Source organism: Streptomyces sp. NPDC034099 (assembly GCF_055575415.1).
Map to the genome: position 1 here is coordinate 318441 of NZ_JBVISR010000002.1, position 17067 is coordinate 335507.

Annotated in this window: 15 protein-coding genes; 3 read left to right on the top strand and 12 right to left on the bottom strand. The window is 73.4% G+C overall.

Annotated features, from left to right (window positions below; all coding sequences use genetic code 11):
- Positions 1 to 29: 29 nt before the first annotated feature.
- From ACZ56V_RS06520 to ACZ56V_RS06530, 3 genes are all read right to left on the bottom strand, one after another.
- Positions 30 to 1415: an MFS transporter gene (locus ACZ56V_RS06520; protein WP_468940453.1), complete on the bottom strand. Its 1386-nt coding sequence runs from the start codon at positions 1413 to 1415 to the stop codon at positions 30 to 32.
- A gap of 107 nt (positions 1416 to 1522) precedes the next feature.
- Positions 1523 to 2818 carry a glucarate dehydratase family protein gene (locus tag ACZ56V_RS06525; protein WP_467377990.1) on the bottom strand — a complete coding sequence of 432 codons (1296 nt, stop codon included), beginning with the start codon at positions 2816 to 2818 and terminating at the stop codon, positions 1523 to 1525.
- Entirely contained in the window at positions 2815 to 3789 is a 975-nt protein-coding gene (locus ACZ56V_RS06530; RefSeq protein WP_468939802.1) for a 5-dehydro-4-deoxyglucarate dehydratase, read from the bottom strand. Before ACZ56V_RS06530 ends, ACZ56V_RS06525 begins: the two co-directional genes overlap by 4 nt.
- Before the next feature lie 111 nt (positions 3790 to 3900).
- On the opposite strand from ACZ56V_RS06530, the gene ACZ56V_RS06535 reads away from it, so the two are divergent.
- Together ACZ56V_RS06535 and ACZ56V_RS06540 are read left to right on the top strand one after the other, a co-directional pair.
- On the top strand, positions 3901 to 4707 hold the full coding sequence (locus ACZ56V_RS06535) for an IclR family transcriptional regulator (RefSeq protein ID WP_468939804.1): 807 nt from the start codon (positions 3901 to 3903) through the stop codon (positions 4705 to 4707).
- Positions 4708 to 4881: 174 nt separating this feature from the next.
- Complete coding sequence (locus tag ACZ56V_RS06540; protein ID WP_398910991.1) at positions 4882 to 6231, top strand: MFS transporter; 1350 nt, start codon at positions 4882 to 4884, stop codon at positions 6229 to 6231.
- Between the two features lie 3 nt (positions 6232 to 6234).
- Here ACZ56V_RS06540 and ACZ56V_RS06545 read toward each other — a convergent pair whose 3' ends face one another.
- From ACZ56V_RS06545 to ACZ56V_RS06565, 5 genes are all read right to left on the bottom strand, one after another.
- Positions 6235 to 7233 (bottom strand): adenosine deaminase, encoded by a 999-nt coding sequence (locus ACZ56V_RS06545; RefSeq protein WP_468939808.1) that lies wholly within the window; start codon positions 7231 to 7233, stop codon positions 6235 to 6237.
- Positions 7234 to 7253: 20 nt separating this feature from the next.
- A complete protein-coding gene (locus tag ACZ56V_RS06550; protein WP_468939811.1) occupies positions 7254 to 8159 on the bottom strand; it encodes a ribonuclease Z in 906 nt (301 codons plus the stop codon).
- A 16-nt stretch (positions 8160 to 8175) separates the two neighbouring features.
- Positions 8176 to 8529 carry a histidine triad nucleotide-binding protein gene (locus ACZ56V_RS06555; protein WP_398910985.1) on the bottom strand — a complete coding sequence of 118 codons (354 nt, stop codon included), beginning with the start codon at positions 8527 to 8529 and terminating at the stop codon, positions 8176 to 8178.
- 90 nt (positions 8530 to 8619) lie between these two features.
- The gene (locus ACZ56V_RS06560) at positions 8620 to 11859 is read right to left on the bottom strand and encodes a S41 family peptidase (protein WP_467377996.1); all 3240 of its coding nucleotides are present in this window, start codon (positions 11857 to 11859) and stop codon (positions 8620 to 8622) included.
- 82 nt (positions 11860 to 11941) lie between these two features.
- Complete coding sequence (locus ACZ56V_RS06565; protein WP_467377998.1) at positions 11942 to 12430, bottom strand: hypothetical protein; 489 nt, start codon at positions 12428 to 12430, stop codon at positions 11942 to 11944.
- Between the two features lie 99 nt (positions 12431 to 12529).
- Here ACZ56V_RS06565 and ACZ56V_RS06570 point away from each other — a divergent pair, with 99 nt between their 5' ends.
- Positions 12530 to 12907 (top strand): hypothetical protein, encoded by a 378-nt coding sequence (locus ACZ56V_RS06570; RefSeq protein ID WP_467377999.1) that lies wholly within the window; start codon positions 12530 to 12532, stop codon positions 12905 to 12907.
- A gap of 9 nt (positions 12908 to 12916) precedes the next feature.
- Here ACZ56V_RS06570 and ACZ56V_RS06575 read toward each other — a convergent pair whose 3' ends face one another.
- The 4 genes from ACZ56V_RS06575 to hrcA form a co-directional block, all read right to left on the bottom strand.
- Positions 12917 to 13666, bottom strand: coding sequence for a 16S rRNA (uracil(1498)-N(3))-methyltransferase (locus ACZ56V_RS06575; protein WP_398910978.1), 750 nt, complete (start codon positions 13664 to 13666; stop codon positions 12917 to 12919).
- Positions 13663 to 14757, bottom strand: a complete 1095-nt coding sequence (locus ACZ56V_RS06580) for a nitronate monooxygenase (protein ID WP_398910977.1) — start codon at positions 14755 to 14757, stop codon at positions 13663 to 13665. The genes ACZ56V_RS06575 and ACZ56V_RS06580 overlap by 4 nt, the downstream gene beginning before the upstream one ends.
- A gap of 110 nt (positions 14758 to 14867) precedes the next feature.
- The gene (dnaJ, locus tag ACZ56V_RS06585) at positions 14868 to 16004 is read right to left on the bottom strand and encodes a molecular chaperone DnaJ (protein WP_003976250.1); all 1137 of its coding nucleotides are present in this window, start codon (positions 16002 to 16004) and stop codon (positions 14868 to 14870) included.
- Positions 16005 to 17021: a heat-inducible transcriptional repressor HrcA gene (gene hrcA, locus ACZ56V_RS06590; protein ID WP_356359829.1), complete on the bottom strand. Its 1017-nt coding sequence runs from the start codon at positions 17019 to 17021 to the stop codon at positions 16005 to 16007. It lies immediately after the preceding gene.
- Positions 17022 to 17067: the final 46 nt, after the last annotated feature.

Consider the following 17067-nt stretch of genomic DNA (forward strand, 5'->3'; position numbering starts at 1 on the left):
GACAGTGCGACGGTGCCGGCCGCGTGGCGTCAGGCCGTGGCCGGTCCCGGGTGCGCGGTCCGGGCGGCGCCCGGACCGGTCTCCGGGGCCGGCGCCGCCGCCGCCCCGGCCGGCCGGGTGCGGACGCGGTCGTTGCGCCCGCCGCCGCGCACCAGCAGCACGCTCAGCGCGGCCAGGAAGCCGACGACGGTCAGACCGACCAGGCCGCCCTTGGTCGAGCCGGTCGTGTCCTCGATGATGCCGAAGGCGGTGGGGGCGACGAACCCGCCGAGGTTGCCGATGGAGTTGATCAGCGCGATGCCGGGGGCCGCGGCACGGGCGTCGAGGTAGCTCTGCGGGATGGTCCAGAAGACCGGGGAGGCCGGTTTGAAGCCCATCGCGGCCAGGCACAGCGCGCCGAGCCCGACCCAGGGCGAGACGAACACGGCCAGCAGGGTGCCGCTGCCGCCGAGCAGGAGCAGGACCACCAGCACGGGCCGGCGCTTGCCGATGCGGTCGGAGACACGGCCGCTGACGAACAGGGCGACCAGCGCGCACAGCCACGGCACGGCGGTCAGCAGCCCCACCTGGAAGTCGCTCACGCCGCCGATGTCGTCCACGATCGACGGCAGCCAGAAGGTCACCGCGTACAGGGCGACGTTGATGGCGAAGTAGATCCAGAGGAAGAGCAGCATCTGGGGGTCGGCGAGCAGTTTCCAGCGGGAGACCTTGGCCGCCTTCCCACCGCGCCGCGCGTCCCGTTCCTCCTGCTCGGCGTCGATGGCCGCGACCAGGCCGGACTTCTCCTCGTCGGTCAGCCAGGTCGCCTGCTCGACGCCCGAGTCGAGGAAGCGGTAGACGACGAAGCCGAGGACGACGGAGAAGACGCCCTCGATGAAGAACATCCACTGCCAGCCCGCGTGGCCCCAGATCCCGTGCATCTCCATCAGCGCGCCCGAGACGGGGCCGACGATGACGGTGGCGGTGCCGGAGCCCATCAGGAAGATCGAGGTGGCCCGGCCCCGGTGGGAGTCGGGGAGCCAGCGGCTGAAGTAGTAGATGACGGCCGGGAAGAAGCCGGCCTCGGCGACGCCGAGCAGGAAACGCAGGGCGTAGAACATCTCCACGCTGTTGACGAAGGCCATCGCGGTGGCGACGACGCCCCAGCTGATCATGATGCGGGTGAGCCACACCTTGGGCCCGAACCGCTCCATCAGCACGTTGGAGGGGACCTCGAAGATGGCGTACGCGATGAAGAAGATTCCGGCGCCGAGTCCGAACGCGGCGGCCGACAGGCCCACGTCGGCACGGAGTTCGTCCTGGGCGAAACCCAGGTTGACGCGGTCCATGTAGTTCGCCACGAACATGACGAAGAAGAGGGGGACCACACGGCGGAAGATCTTGCGGACGGCGGACTGTACGGCGGGGGAATGCACCTCGGGACTGGCTGCGGCGGACACGAGCGGCTCCGGTCGTGGCAGGGGACGGGGAAGGGGTCGGGGGGAAGGGGTCGGGGAAAGGGGCTGTCACCGACGGGGACGGTTCACCAGCGGGGGACGGACGGGGTGACCCACCCGGGGTCGGCGACCCGCATCGCCGCCGCGTCGTCGCGGTCGCGGAGCGTGCCGTCGTCGTCGAGCCAGCGCCGGTGCAGGAACGCCAGGCGCTCGCGGTCGAGTTCGACGCCGAGACCGGGGGCGTCGGAGACGACGACCTTGCCGCCGTCGAAGGTGAGCCGCCGCGTCAGCACGTCCTCGGACTGCCAGGGGTAGTGGGAGTCGCAGGCGTGGTGGAGGTTCGGCACGGTGGCCGCCACGTGGGTCATGGCGGCGAGGCTGATGCCCAGGTGGGTGTTGGAGTGCATGGAGACACCGACGCCGAAGGTGCGGCAGACGGCGGCCAGTTGCTGGGTGTTGCGCAGTCCGCCCCAGTAGTGGTGGTCGGAGAGCACGACCTGCACGGCGCCCCGGGTGAACGCCTCCTGGATCTCGGCGAACGTCGTCACGCACATGTTGGTCGCGAGCGGCACCCCGGTCTTCGCGGCGACCTCGGCCATCGCCGGGGTGCCGAGCGCGGGGTCCTCCAGGTACTCCAGGACGTCCCCGAGTTCCGCGGCGACCTTGAGGGAGGTCTCCACGGACCAGGCGCCGTTGGGGTCCAGGCGCAGGGGGTGTCCGGGAAACGCCTCGGCGAGCGCCCTGATCGCGGCGATCTCCTCCTCGGGCGGGAAGACGCCGCCCTTGAGCTTGAAGGAGGTGAAGCCGTACCGCTCGGTGAAGGCGCGGGCCTGGGCGACGACTCCGGCCGGGTCGAGGGCGGCGCCCCAGTCGTCCTTCTCGCCGGCCACGCCCTCGGGGTGGCCGGCCCACTTGTAGAAGAGGTAGGCGCTGTACTCCACGGCGTCGCGGACCTTGCCGCCGAGCAGGGCGTGCACGGGCAGTCCGAGTGCCTTGCCGAGGGCGTCGAGGCAGGCGACCTCGAAGCCGGAGACGACGGACAGGCGCAGCTTGTCGGCGGTCTGGACGCCGCGCAGCCCGCCGACGTCGACCTGCCCGGAGACCCGGGAGGAGTCGACGGCGACCTCGTCGGCGAGAGTGAACAGGGCGTTGAGGTCCGAGACCTGACGGCCGACCAGCTTGTCGGCGAACGGGCGGGCCAGCTCCAGGTACTTGGCGTCGCCGTAGGTCTCGCCGACGCCGGTGACACCGTCGGCGGTCTCCACCTCGACGATCAGGCGGGGGGTGTACGGCTGGTGCACGCCCTGCGTGTTGAGCAGGGGCGGGTCGGCGACCAGGATCGGCGTCAGGTGGACGGCCGTGATGGTGAGGTCGCGGGTCACAGGGCGGCTCCTACGAGGTCGAGTCCGGTGGTGAGCAGGGTCTTCAGTTCGGCGAGGTCGGCGGACGACGGGTCGGTGAGAGGGGCGCGCACGGGGCCGACGGGGCAGCCACGCAGCCGGGCGGCCGCCTTCACGAGGGACACGGCGTATCCGGGGACGCGGTCGCGCAGTTCGACGAGCGGGACGTAGAAGTCGCGCAGCAGCTTGTCGACCGTGCCGGTGTCGCCGCCGTGCAGGGCGGCGAGGAAGGCGTTCGCGATCTCGGGCGCGAAGGCGTGCACGGCGGAGGAGTAGGCGGGGACGCCGACGGCGGCGTAGGCGCGGGCCTGGACCTCGGCGGTGGCGGCGCCGTTGAAGAAGAGGAAGTCCTCGGGGGCGGCGAGGACCGAGCGCTGGAGGCGGTCGAGGTCGCTGTGGCCGTCCTTGAGGCCGATCACGCCGGGGACGCTGGCGAGGCGCCGGACGGACTCGGCGGTGTAGGCGACCTGGCCGCGCTGGTAGGCGATGAGCGGCAGCCGGGTGCCGGCGGCGATCCGCTCCACCTGGGCGACCAGGCCGTCCTGCGGCGCGGCGGTGAGGTAGTGCGGCATGACGAGGAGGGCGTCGGCCCCGGCCTCCTCCGCGATGCGGGCGAACCGCAGGGCCTGCGCCCAGCCGTAGCCGGTCCCGGCGACGACCGGCACCCGGCCCGCGCTCTCCTCGACGGTGATGGTGACGACCTGGCGGTACTCGTCCTCGTCGAGGGAGAAGAACTCGCCGGTGCCGCAGGCGGGGAAGACGGCGCCGGGGTCGGTGGCGAGCCGTTCGGCGACGTAGGCGCGGTGGCCGTCGGGGTCGAGCGAACCGTCGTCGCGGAAGCTGGTCAGCGGGAAGGACAGCACGCTGTGGGCCATCCCCTCGCGCAGCCGTCGGACCACGGCCGCCCGGGCGGCGCCGCTATCGGTGCCCGCACTCGTGCCCACGCTCGTCATCTCAACCGTCTCCTGTCTCCGTATGTAGATGTCATCCACGTATGAAGATGGAGAGTAGAGAGGTGCCCCTGGGGCGTCAATGGGTCGGCGGCGTCGGATTACGATCGGCGCATGTCGGAGACAGGTGGCGCGACAGGTGGCGCGGCAGGTGGTGTCCGCGAGGTGAAGTCCGCGGCACGCACGGTGGAACTGCTGGAGGTGCTGGCCGCCCGCGGCGACCGCCCGGCCCGGCTCCAGGAGCTGGCGGACGGGCTGGGCGTGCCCCGCAGCTCGATGTACGCGCTGCTCCAGACGCTGATCTCGCGCGGCTGGGTCCGCACCGACGTCACCGGCTCCCTCTACGGCATCGGCATCCACGCCCTGCTCACCGGCACCAGCTACCTGGACTCCGACCCCCGGGTGCGGGCGGTGCGGCCGTATCTCGACGAGGCGTCCGAGGCGCTGGGCGAGACCATCCACCTGGGGCGGCTGGACGGGCACGACGTGGCGTACCTGGCGACCCGGGAGTCGCACGAATACCTGCGCACGATCAGCAGGGTGGGGCGCCGGCTGCCCGCCCACGTGGGCGCGCTGGGCAAGGCGCTGCTGGCCGAGCGGCCGGACACGGAGCTGCCCGAGGGCCCGTACGAGGCCTTCACCCCCCACACCCACACCACCAGGGAATCCCTGGCGGCCGACCTCGCCCGCACCAGGGAGCGCGGCTACTCCGTGGACCGCGAGGAGGGCGTGCCCGGCATCGTCGGCTTCGGCTTCGCGCTGCGCTACGAGGTCCCGGCGCTGGACGCGATCAGCTGCTCGGTGCCGGTGGCGCGGCTGACGCCGGGTCACGAGGCGCGGATCGTGGCGGTGATGCGGGAGATCAGGGCCAAACTGGAGGCGACAATTCCGGCCGGAGGCGGCTCGGTTCACTGGCGTTAGCGCTCGCTACTACCCAGCCTCGAACCCCCCAAACGGGTATGTGATCCAGAACACACCCCCTCGCCTGCTTCGGGCCTCCCCGCGCTTGATACAAATTGCCCGCGCGATCCGGTCAGTCGACGGTCGTCGCCCCCTCCCTCCCCACCGTCCCTTTCGCATGCCCTGGGAACGCCCGTGCTCGCCCCCCGCACCACCCCCTGGCCCCTCGTCGCCCTTTTCACGGCCGGGTACCTGCCTCCGTATCTGCTGCCCACCACCGTCGGCAGACTCGACACCGGCCTCGCGCTGTCCGCCACCCAGGCGGGCGCCGTCGGCAGCGCGCTGCTGCTGAGTTCGGCGACCGCGGGCTTCCTGCTGGCCTCCCGGGTGCAGCGGCTCGGCGCCCGGACGCCGGCCCGCTTCGGCCTCGCGCTGGCCGTCCTCGGGTACGGCGCCGCCGCGCTCACCACCGCCGTCCCGGCCGTCGTCGTCGGCGCGGTCGTGGGCGGTTTCGGCTCGGGGACGGCCACCACGGTCGCCGCGACCCGGATCGCCGCCGAGAAGGATCCCCACCGCGCCTCCACGATGGGCCTGCTGAGCGTGTCCGCGCTGGCCGGCGCGGTGTACCTGACGGTGCCCCACCTGGGCCGGGCGCACGGACTGCCGCTGGCCGCGATCGCCCTGACCGCGCTGGCGGTGTGGCCGCTGACCGGCCGCCTGCCGGGCGCGGAGGCCGCCTCCCCCGCCACGCCCGGCACCGACACCACCGCCCCGCTCCCGCACCGCCGTTCGGGACTGGTCCTGGCCGCCACGGTGCTGTGCTGGTCCCTGGCGCAGAACTCCCTGTGGGGTGTCAGCGGCCGGATCGGGCTGACCCAGGCCGGCCTGGGCGACGCCACCCTGGGGCTGGTCTTCGCCGTCGCGCTGGGCGCGGGGCTGGTCGGGGTACTGGTGGCCGGCGCCCTCGGGCCGCGGCTGGGGCGGGCCATGCCGGTCGGCGCCGGCACGGTGCTTATCGCGGGCTGCATCGCGGTCAGCGCGTCGGCGACGACCCCGGCGGCCTTCGCGACCGGGGAGATCGCCTGGAACACCGTCTACCCGGTCGTGCTGTCGTACCTGATCGGCCTCGCCGCCTCGCTCGACCCGCGCGGCCGGTGGGCGGTGCTGGTCGGTTCGGCGTCCTCGCTGGGCACGGCGGCCGGGCCGCTGGCCGGCAGTGTCCTGTCGGCGCGGGCCGGTTACCCGGGCATGGGGCTGGTGCTGGCCGCCGGTCTGCTGCTGGTCGCCGCGCCGATGACCGCCGTCGCGCTGCACACCGCGGGACGTCCGCTGCTGTCCGGCGCGATCCGCCGCCGCGGCGGCACCCCGGCCGCGCTGGTCGCCGCCACCACGGGTACGCCGAGCGGTGCGGTGCCGGAGGTCGGCGCCGTGGAGCAGCCGGTCGTGGAGATCGACGTGGCGGCCCCCGCGGTGGCCGTCCAGGGCGCCTACGACACGGCGGGACCCCGGCAGGCGGCGGCCACACCGGGGTCCGGGACGGGCTGAGTCCTACGCCGTCGGGAAGTCGTACGCATCGACTTCCGCGAGGTACCGCGCCCGCAGTTCCTCCTCGTCCTCCAGGAAGGAGGCGAGGAACGAGTTGCGGGCCAGCTCCCGCAGCCGCTCCTCGGTGAGACCGAGGGCCTGGCGCACGGCGTCGAAGTTGTCGTCCGCGTAGCCGCCGAAGTAGGCCGGGTCGTCGGAGTTGACCGTGCACATCAGCCCGGCGTCGAGCATCGCGGGCAGCGGGTGGTCGGCGAGGGTGTCGACGGTGCGCAGCCGCACGTTGGACAGCGGGCACAGGGTGAGCGGGACGCGCTCGCGCACCAGCCGCTCGACCAGCGCCGGGTCCTCCACGGAACGCAGCCCGTGGTCGATCCGCTCGACGCCGAGGACGTCGAGGGCCTCGACGACGTACGCGGGCGGCCCCTCCTCGCCCGCGTGCGCGACCCGGTGCAGCCCGAGGGCGGCGGCGGCCTCGTACACCTCGCGGAACTTCACGGGCGGGTGGCCGACCTCGGCGGAGTCCAAGCCGACGCCGGTGATGCGGTCCAGGTACGGCTTCACGGCGTCCAGCGTCGCCATCGCCGACTCGGCGGACTCGTCGCGCAGGAAGCAGAGGATCAGCCGGGTGGAGACACCGTGGTTCTCGCGGCCGGCGCCCAGCGCCCGCCACAGCCCCTCCACGACCGTGCCCATCTCCACGCCCCGGGCGAGGTGGGCCTGCGGGTCGAAGAAGATCTCGGCGTGCCGGACGCCCTGGGCGGCGGCGCGGGCGAGGTAGGCGTTGGCCAGGTCCTCGAAGTCCCGCTCGGTGCGCAGCACGGCCATCAGTTCGTAGTACAGGTTCAGGAACGACTGGAGGTCCTCGAAGCGGTACGCCTCGCGCAGCGCGTCCTCGTCCGCGTACGGCAGGGACACGCCGTTGCGGGCGGCCAGCGCGAAGGCCAGCTCGGGCTCCAGGGTGCCTTCGATGTGCAGGTGCAGTTCAGCTTTGGGCAGGGGCATCAGAGCATCGTACGGCGGCTTCACCGACGTTTCGGAACCGGTACGCGGGTGAGGTCGCGGGCCACGGTCAGCTCGCCCTGGTAACCGGCCGCGCGCGCCTGCCGCTCGAACGCCTGGGGTTCGGAGTAGCGCTGGCTGAAGTGGGTGAGGACCAGGTGCCGTACGCCCGCGTCCCGGGCCACGCGCGCGGCCTGACCGGCGGTGAGGTGGCCGTGGTCGGTGGCGAGGGTCTCGTCCTCGTCGAGGAAGGTGGACTCGATCACCAGCAGGTCGCAGCCCTCGGCGAGCGCGTGCACGCCCGCGCACAGCCGGGTGTCCATGACGAACGCGAACCGCTGGCCCCGCCGGACCTCGCTGACCTCGTCGAGCGCGACGCCGTTCAGCGAGCCCTCGCGCTGGATGCGGCCGACGTCGGGGCCCTTGATGCCGTGCGCGGCGAGGCGGTCGGGCAGCATGCGGCGGCCGTCGGGCTCGGTGAGCCGGTAGCCGTACGACTCGACGGGGTGCGACAGCTTGCGGGCGTCCAGGGTGTAGGCGGGGGTGACCGCGAGGGGGCCGTCGGCGGCGACCGGGGACTCGGTGAGGGCGACGGTCTCGCGGTAGGCGGTGGCGTACCGCAGGCGCTCGAAGAAACGCTGCCCGGAGCGCGGGTAGTGGGCGGTGATCTCGTGCGGGACCTGGTCCAGGTTGATGCGCTGGATCACCCCGGCGAGGCCCAGGCTGTGGTCGCCGTGGAAGTGCGTGACGCAGATCCGGTTCAGGTCGTGGGCGGCGACCCCGGCGCGCAGCATCTGGCGCTGGGTGCCCTCGCCGGGGTCGAACAGGATGCCCTCGCCGTCCCAGCGGAGCAGATAGCCGTTGTGGTTGCGGTGCCGGGTCGGGACCTGGCTGGCGGTGCCGAGGACGACGAGTTCACGTACGGACACGGTGGGGTGCGCCGGACTATCCGGGGGGCCATTCGAGGCCGCGGCCGCCGAGCACGTGGGCGTGCGCGTGCCAGACGGTCTGTCCGGCGCCGCTGCCGGTGTTGAAGACGATGCGGTAGCTGTCCAGCTTCTCGTCGTCGGCGACGGCCTGGGTCTCGCGCAGGACGTCGGCGGCGAGCTGCGGGGCTTCGGCGGCGAGCGCGGCGGCGTCCTTGTGGTGCGCCTTGGGGATCACCAGGACGTGGGTGGGGGCCTGGGGGTTGATGTCCCGGAACGCGACGGTGGTGTCCGTCTCGCGGACGATCGTCGCGGGAATCTGCCCTGCGACGATCTTGCAGAACAGACAGTCGTCCTGTGCCTCGCCAGTCACTTGGCTCTCCTCACACCGGTGATCTTCTGTGGGCATCGTATCCGCCGCCGTGGCTGCGGGCAGGCGCCCCACCCGCCGCCCGCCCCGCGGTCAAGGCAACGTGGGCGGTGTCTTCGCCGGGGTCTCCTCCAGCGCCGCCAGCGCCAGCGCGATCGCCTCGTCCAGCTGGGGGTCGCGGCCAGCCGCGTGATCCTGCGGACGCTGCGGGACCTCCACGTCCGGATCGACGCCGTGGTTCTCCACGCCCCACCCGTAACCCTCCAGCCAGAACGCGTACTTCGGCTGGGTGATCAGCGTGCCGTCGACCAGCCGGTAGCGGCTGTCGATGCCGATGACGCCGCCCCAGGTGCGCACGCCCACGACCGGCCCGATCCCCAGCGCCTTGATCGCCGCGTTGACGATGTCCCCGTCCGAGCCGGAGAACTCGTTGGCGACGGCGACGACCGGCCCGCGGGGCGCGTCCTGCGGGTAGCTGGTCGGCCGCATGCCGCGCGGCAGGTCCCAGCCGACGATGCGCCGGGCCAGCTTCTCCACCACCAGCTGGGAGGTGTGCCCGCCGCGGTTCTCCCGGACGTCGACGACCAGGCCCTCCCTGGCCACCTCGACGCGCAGGTCGCGGTGGATCTGGGCCCAGCCGGGCGCCTGCATGTCGGGGACGTGCAGGTAGCCGAGCCGCCCGCCGGACTTCTCGTGGACGTAGGCGCGCCGGTCGGCGACCCAGGCGTGGTAGCGCAGCGGCTCCTCGTCGGCGAGCGGGACGACGACGGCGTGCCGCACCTCGCCGCCGCCGGCCGGGGAGACGGTCAGCTCGACCGGCTTGCCCGCCGTGCCGACGAGCAGTGGTCCGGGACCGGTGACCGGGTCCACGGCCTGCCCGGCGACCGCGACGATCGCGTCCCCGGCGCGCACGGCGACCCCGGGCGCGGCGAGCGGGGAGCGGGCGTCGGGGTCGGAGGTCTCCGAGGGCAGCACCCGGTCGATGCGCCAGGTGCCGTCCTCGTGGCGGGAGAGGTCGGCGCCGAGCAGGCCCTGCCGGGCGCCGGAGCCGTGGCCGCCGCGGGGGGTGACGTAGGCGTGCGAGGTGCCGAGTTCGCCGTGCACCTCCCACAGGAGGTCGACCAGGTCGTCGTGGGTGGCGACGCGGTCGAGGACGGGCCGGTAGCGGTCGAGCACGCCGTCCCAGTCGACGCCGTTCATGTCGGCCCGCCAGAAGTGGTCCCGCATGATGCGGCCGGTCTCCTCGAACATCTGCCGCCACTCCGCGGCCGGTTCGACTCTCTGGCGGACCCGGCCCAGGTCGACGGTGACGTTGGTGTCGCTGTCCTCGTCGCCGGAGGCCCGCCGGTCGCTGGGGACGACCTTGAGCCGTCCGTCGGTCCACAGCAGCACCCGCTTGCCGTCGCCGCTGACCTCGTAGTGGTCGGCGTCGCCGCCGAGGTGCTCGACTCGCTGCTGGGCGAGGTCGTACCGCTCCAGCTCGGTGTTCGGGTCGGGGTCCTCCGGGGTGGCGCGGGAGGCGCCGAGGACACCGGTGAGCGGGTGGCGCAGCCACAGGACGCCGTCCTTGGCGGCGCGCAGCCGGGAGTAGCGGGCGGCCTCCACCGGGAAGGGCACGATGCGGTCGGCGAGGCCCTCGATGTCGATCCGGGTGCTGGGGGTGCCCTCGCTGTCGGGGGTCTCCTCGCGGTCCGGGGTCTCGAAGGGCCGGCCGTGGCGCTGCGGGCCGAAGGGCGAGGGCGTGGTCGCCGCGAGGGTGATCAGGTAGGGCCGGGCGCCCTCGACGAAGGCCAGGTCGAAGACGTGCTCGTCGTAGACCGGGTCGAAGGAGCGGGTGGAGAGGAAGGCGAGGTGCTTGCCGTCCAGGGTGAAGGCGGGCGAGTAGTCCTTGAAGCGCAGCGGGGTCGCCTCGCTCACCGACAGGTCGGTGGTGTTGGCGAGCTTGAGCTGGCGCAGTGGGTCGGGGCCGGGGTGGGACCAGGCGAGCCAGGCCGAGTCCGGCGAGAAGACCAGCCCGGACGCGTCGCCGTCCTCGCTGCGGTCGACCTCGCGGACCTCGCCGCTCTCGCGCTCGACGAGCAGGACCCGCCCGTCGTGCGAGGCGACGGCGACGCGGCTGCCGTCGGGGGCCACGGCGAGGTTCAGCACCCGGCCGAGCTGTCCGGCGGCCAGGCGCCGTGCGGTGGCGCCGGGGGCGAGGCCGGTGGCGGGCGCGAACTCCAGGGCGTCGTCGCCCTCGGCGTCCGTCACCCACACCACCCACTCCTCGCCGTCGGCGCGGAAGGTGCGCGGCAGCCGGGTGCGTACGCCCGGCGTGGCCGCGAGGGCGCGGGCGGGTCCCGAGCGGTGGGTGACCCAGTGCACGCCGCCGCGTACGGCGACGGCGCTGCCGCGCGCGGTGTGGTCGGGGGACGCGGAGCCGAACCAGCGGGCGGCGTTGACCGGGTACGGCTGGAGGTCGACGCGGGCGCCGCCGAGCCGGATGTCCAGGCGGCGCGGCTCGGCGCCGTCGAGGTCGTCCAGCGTCCACAGTTCACCGGCGGACGAGTAGACGACGCGGGTGCCGTCGGTGGCGGCGTGCCGGGCGTAAAAGCCTCCCCCACTCTCGGCTTCGCTCGAGCGGGAGGTGCCCCCATCCGGGGTGTGCCGGCGCAGGTCGGAGCCGTCGGCGAGGGAGGAGTACAGGGCGCCGGTGCCCTCGTGGTCGGAGAGGAAGGCGATCCGGTCGCCGACCCAGAAGGGGTACTCGATGTTGCCGTCGAGGTCGGCGTGCAGACGGACGAACTCGCCGTCGTCCTCGCGGTCGATCCACAGCTTGCCCGCCGTGCCGCCCCGGTAGCGCTTCCACCAGGCGGCCTCGCGGCCCATCGGCGCGGACAGCAGCACGGTGTGCGGGCCCCGGGCGACGTCCCCGACGGGCCCGTACGGCAGGGTGTCCGCCGGTCCGCCGTCGAGCGGGACGGCGCGGGCCCAGCTGCGGCGCAGGCTGGCCTGGCCGTAGGTGCTGAGGGCGAGGACGCGGCCGTCGGCGGTCCAGCCGCGGACCTGGGTCCTGATGCTGCCCCAGTGGGTGAGGCGCTGGGCGGGGCCGCCGTCGACGGGCGCGACGTGCACCTCGGGGGCGCCGTCGCGGGTGGAGGTCCAGGCGACCGTGGTGCCGTCGGGCGAGATCCGCGGGTGGTTCACCGGCACGTTGTCGGCGCTGACCCGCCAGGCCCGGCCGCCGTCGAGCGGGGCGAGCCACACGTCGTCCTCGGCGGTGAAGGCGACCAACTCGCCGTGCGGGTGCGGAAAGCGGAGGTAGGCAGGCGCTGCGGGCTGAGTCACCCCCATACCCTATGCAGGGGCGCCGCCCGCCGACAGAGGTTTGGATCACTTCCCGGCCGCCGGGCACCCCTGACCCGCCGGCGGTGGGCTACTTGCCCTCCACCGGCCGGCAGTGCGGGTCGTCCGGGCACCAGATGGTCCGGGTGACGGTCACGGTGGGCCCCGGTCCGTTCGGGGAGGGCCGGTTCGCGGGCGGGGCGCTGGTGGCGTCGCAGTCGCCCAGCCCCTTGACCCGGAACCACTCCTTGCCGTCCACCTTCGCGGTCAGGTTCCCGCGCACGCAGGCGCCCTCGACGACCCGGGTCACCTTGCCGTCGACGGTGATGTCCTGGCCGGCGTCCGTCCTGCCCTCGCAGTGGACGGAGGCGACGGCCTCCTCGGTCGCCGACGCGGTGGTGCCCCGGTCGCCGAAGGAGGCGGTGCAGGTGAGCCAGCGCACCTCCGCCTTCTGCCGCTCCAGTTCACGGGTCACGGTCTGGTCGGTCGTGTACGCCACCGACGCGGAACTGAGCCCGCCCGGTTCGCACGCGACGAGCCCGCCGACGACGGCGACCGAGCCGACGACCACCGGAGCCATGCGCCGAATCCGTCTCAAAGCCCCCATGGAGGGCAGCCTGCCACCGCACCGGGACCGGCGGTAGGGCGCATACGGCCACTCCTCACTACCGTGGGCGCCATGGGCAACGACCGCGGGCAGCGCGGGCTCGTCGTGGACGAGCACACCACCTGGCTGTGGAACCACCGGCAGAAACGCGGGCGCGACGGCGTCTGGCGGGACGCGCTGACGCTGTACCGCGACGGCGTGCGGGTGCGGTTCGTGTTCCGGCCGGGCGGCCCGGACTCCGGCCGGTACACCACCGAGGGCGACCACTGGTACGAGGGCTGCGTGGGCGACGGCCGGGGCCACCTGCTCAACCTGCGCGAACCCGGTGCCGCACGAGTGCTGGTCGAGGAGGCCGGGGGGCGCGGGCTGCTGCCCGGGCGCGGGGACGGGCCGGTGGAACTGGACGGCTGGGACATGTTCCCGGCCGTGGTCGCCGCCGTCGACGGCTGACCGGGCGGGTCAGGACCAGCGGCCGGTGCGGGCCAGGAGCACGGCGGTCGCGGCGGTGCCCGCGGTGGAGGTGCGCAGGACGCTGCGGCCCAGCCGGTAGGGCCCCGCGCCGGCCTCGGCGAACAGGGCCAACTCCTCGGGGGAGACGCCGCCTTCGGGGCCGACGACGAGCACGATGTGGCCGGTGGCGGGGAGTTCGACGGCGGACAGGGGTTCCTCGCCGCTCTCGTGGAGTACGGCGGCGAAGTCGGCCTCGGCCAGAAGTGAGGCAACCTGCTTGCTCGTCGCCGCGTCCGCGACCTCGGGGAAGCGGACCCGGCGGGACTGCTTGCCCGCCTCGCGGGCCGTCGCCCGCCACTTGCCGAGCGCCTTCAGGCCGCGCTCGCCCTTCCACTGCGTGATGCACCGGGACGCCGCCCAGGGCACGATGGCGTCGACCCCGACCTCGGTCATCGTCTCGACGGCCAGCTCACCGCGGTCGCCCTTGGGCAGGGCCTGGACGACGGTGATGCGGGGCTGCTCGGCGGGCTCCTCGCGCACGCCGTCCACGACGGTGACGACCAGGCGGTCCTTGCCCTCGGCGGCCTTCACGACGCCCTCGGCCCAGCGGCCGTTCCCGTCGGTGAGGACGACGTCCTCGCCCGCCCGCAGCCGCTTCACCGAGACGGCGTGCCGCCCCTCCGGGCCGTCGAGGACGTACTCGCCCGCGGGCAGGTCCTGGGGCCGCAGGGAGTCGGCCACGAACACCGGTGCCGTCATCGTGCGCCGCCTCCCGTCGCGTAGCCCGACAACCCCGACAACGCTGTCCCGGCGGCGGCGAGTTCGGCCACCAGCACCTCCACCAGCTGTCCGGCGGGCAGTTCCCGGGCCATCCGGTGGCCCTGTCCCGCCCACAGCGCCATGCCCTGCGCGTCGCCCGCCTTCGCCGCCGCCTTGCGCACCGGCGCGGTGAGGTGGTGCACGTCGGGGTAGGCGGCGGGGGCGTAGGGGCCGTGCTCGCGCAGGAAGCGGTTGACCAGGGCGCGGGCGGGGCGGCCGGAGAAGGCCCGGGTGAGTTCGGTGCGGACGTACAGCGGGTTGGTCAGCGCCTGCTTGTGCAGGTCGTGCGCGCCGGACTCCGCGGTGGCGAGGAAGGCGGTGCCGAGCTGGGCGGCGCTCGCGCCGGCCGCGAGGACCGCGGCGATCTGGCTGCCGCGCATGATGCCGCCGGCGGCGACGATCGGCAGGCTCACCGCCTCCCGGACCTGGGCGACCAGCGACAGCAGTCCGGTGCCGGCGCCGCCGGTCTCCGGGTTGTCCCGGTGGGTGCCCTGGTGGCCGCCGGCCTCGACACCCTGGGCGATCACCGCGTCGGCGCCGGACTGCTCGACGGCCCGGGCCTCGTCCGCGGTGGTCGCGCCGACCAGGGCGAAGGTGCCCACGCGGTGCAGGGAGTCGACGACCTCACGGCTCGGCACGCCGAAGTGGAAGGACACCACCGGTACGGGGTTGTCCAGCAGTACGGCGAGCTTGGTGTCGTAGCCGTCGTCCCGGCCGCAGTCGGGGTCGCCCAGCTCCGTCTCGTACCAGGCGGCCTCGCCGGCCAGCTGGTGGGCGTAGACGTCGACTGCGGCGGGGTCGGCCGTCTCCGGCTGCGGGAGGAAGAGGTTGACGCCGAACGGGCGGCTCGTCAGTCCCCGCAGCTGTTTGATCTCCTGGTACATCCCGTCCGCGGTCTTGTACCCCGCGGCCAGGAAGCCCAGCCCGCCCGCCTCGGACACCGCGGCCGCGAGCCGTGGCACGGAGACGCCGCCCGCCATGGGCGCCTGCACGATCGGGTAGGGGAAGAGATCGGTCAGTGCGGAGGACATGACGGCATGTTGTCACGTCCTCCACACAAGTCCGAATCCGGGCTTCCGTCGGCATACGCCAGGAGCATCCGCATCCCCGGAGGGGCCTCCACCGGCCGCCGAGCCGCGCCTCAGCGCCCGTTGAACGCGTCCTTCAACCGCGAGAACAGCCCTTGCTGCCCCGGCTGGAACTGCCCGGTCGGGCGTTCCTCGCCGCGGAGCTTGGCCAGCTCGCGCAAGAGGCGTTCCTGTTCGGGGTCGAGCTTGCCCGGGGTGGTGACCTCGACGTGGACGATGAGGTCGCCGCGGCCGCCGCCGCGCAGGTGGGTGACGCCCCGGCCGTGCTTCGGGATCGACTGGCCGGACTGGGTGCCCGGACGGATGTCGACCTCCTCCATGCCGTCGAGGGTCTCCAGCGGCACCTTCGTGCCGAGGGCCGCCGCCGTCATCGGGATGGTGACCGTGCAGTGCAGGTCGTCGCCGCGGCGCTGGAAGGTCGAGTGCGGCAACTCGTGGATCTCGACGTACAGGTCACCGGCGGGACCGCCGCCGGGGCCGACCTCGCCCTCGCCCGCGAGCTGGATCCGGGTGCCGTTGTCGACACCGGCCGGGATCTTCACGGTCAGGGTGCGCCGGGAGCGGACCCGGCCGTCGCCGGCGCACTCCGGGCACGGGGTCGGGACCACGGTGCCGAAGCCCTGGCACTGCGGGCAGGGGCGCGAGGTCATGACCTGGCCCAGGAAGGACCGGGTGACCTGCGAGACCTCACCGCGGCCGCGGCACATGTCACACGTCTGGGCCGAGGTGCCGGGCGCCGCGCCCTCGCCGTTGCAGGTGTTGCAGACGACCGCGGTGTCGACCTGGATGTCCTTGGTCGTGCCGAACGCGGCCTCGTCCAGCTCCACCTCGATGCGGATCATCGCGTCCTGGCCCCGGCGGGTGCGCGAGCGCGGCCCGCGCTGCGACGCCGTACCGAAGAACGCGTCCATGATGTCCGAGAAGTTCCCGAAGCCACCCGCGCCGAAGCCGCCCGCACCACCGCCGGCGGCCTGCGAGAGGGGGTCGCCGCCGAGGTCGTAGACCTGCTTCTTCTGCGGGTCCGACAGCACCTCGTAGGCGGCGTTGATCTCCTTGAACCGCTCCTGGGTCTTCGGATCGGGGTTGACGTCCGGGTGCAGCTCGCGGGCGAGCCTCCGGAACGCCTTCTTGATCTCGTCCTGGGAAGCGTCGCGGCGCACGCCGAGTACGGCGTAGTAGTCCGTGGCCACCTACGACTCCGCCAGGATCTGTCCGACGTACCGTGCCACTGCGCGTACCGCTCCCATCGTTCCCGGGTAGTCCATGCGGGTCGGTCCGACCACGCCGAGCTTGGCAACCGCCTCGCCGCCCGAACCGTAGCCGACCGACACGACGGACGTTGAGTTGAGTCCCTCGTGGGCGTTCTCATGACCGATCCGTACGGTCACGCCCGGATCCTTCGCCTCGCCGAGCAGCTTGAGGAGCACGACCTGCTCCTCCAGTGCCTCCAGCACCGGCCGGATCACCAAGGGGAAGTCGTGCCCGAAGCGGGTCAGATTGGCGGTGCCGCCGATCATCAGCCGCTCCTCGTTCTCCTCGACCAGCGTCTCCAGGAGAGTGGAGAGCACGGTGGAGACCGTACCGCGATCCTCGGCCTCGAAGGCCTCCGGCAGATCTTCCACCAGAGACGGCACATCCGTGAAACGGCGCCCCGCGACCCGGCTGTTGAGCCGCGCCCGCAGATCGGCCAGCGACGCCTCGCCGAACGGCGCCGGGCAGTCGACCATCCGCTGCTCGACCCGGCCGGTGTCCGTGATGAGCACCAGCATCAGCCGCGCGGGCGCGAGCGAGAGCAGCTCCACGTGCCGCACCGTCGAACGGGTCAGCGACGGGTACTGCACCACGGCGACCTGCCGGGTGAGCTGCGCGAGCAGCCGCACCGTGCGGGCCACCACGTCGTCGAGGTCGACGGCGCCCTCCAGGAAGTTCTGGATGGCACGCCGCTCGGGCGCGGTCATCGGCTTGACGCCGGCCAGCTTGTCGACGAAGAGCCGGTAGCCCTTGTCGGTCGGGATGCGCCCGGCGCTGGTGTGCGGCTGGGCGATGAACCCCTCGTCCTCCAGGGCCGCCATGTCGTTGCGCACGGTGGCCGGGGAGACGCCGAGGTTGTGCCGCTCGGTGAGGGCCTTGGAACCGACCGGTTCCTCGGTGCCGACGTAGTCCTGGACGATGGCGCGCAGCACCTTCAGCCTGCGTTCACTGAGCATCGGCGCGCACCTCCAGCTGTCCGTCCGCCCGTTTCCGGCCTGTCTG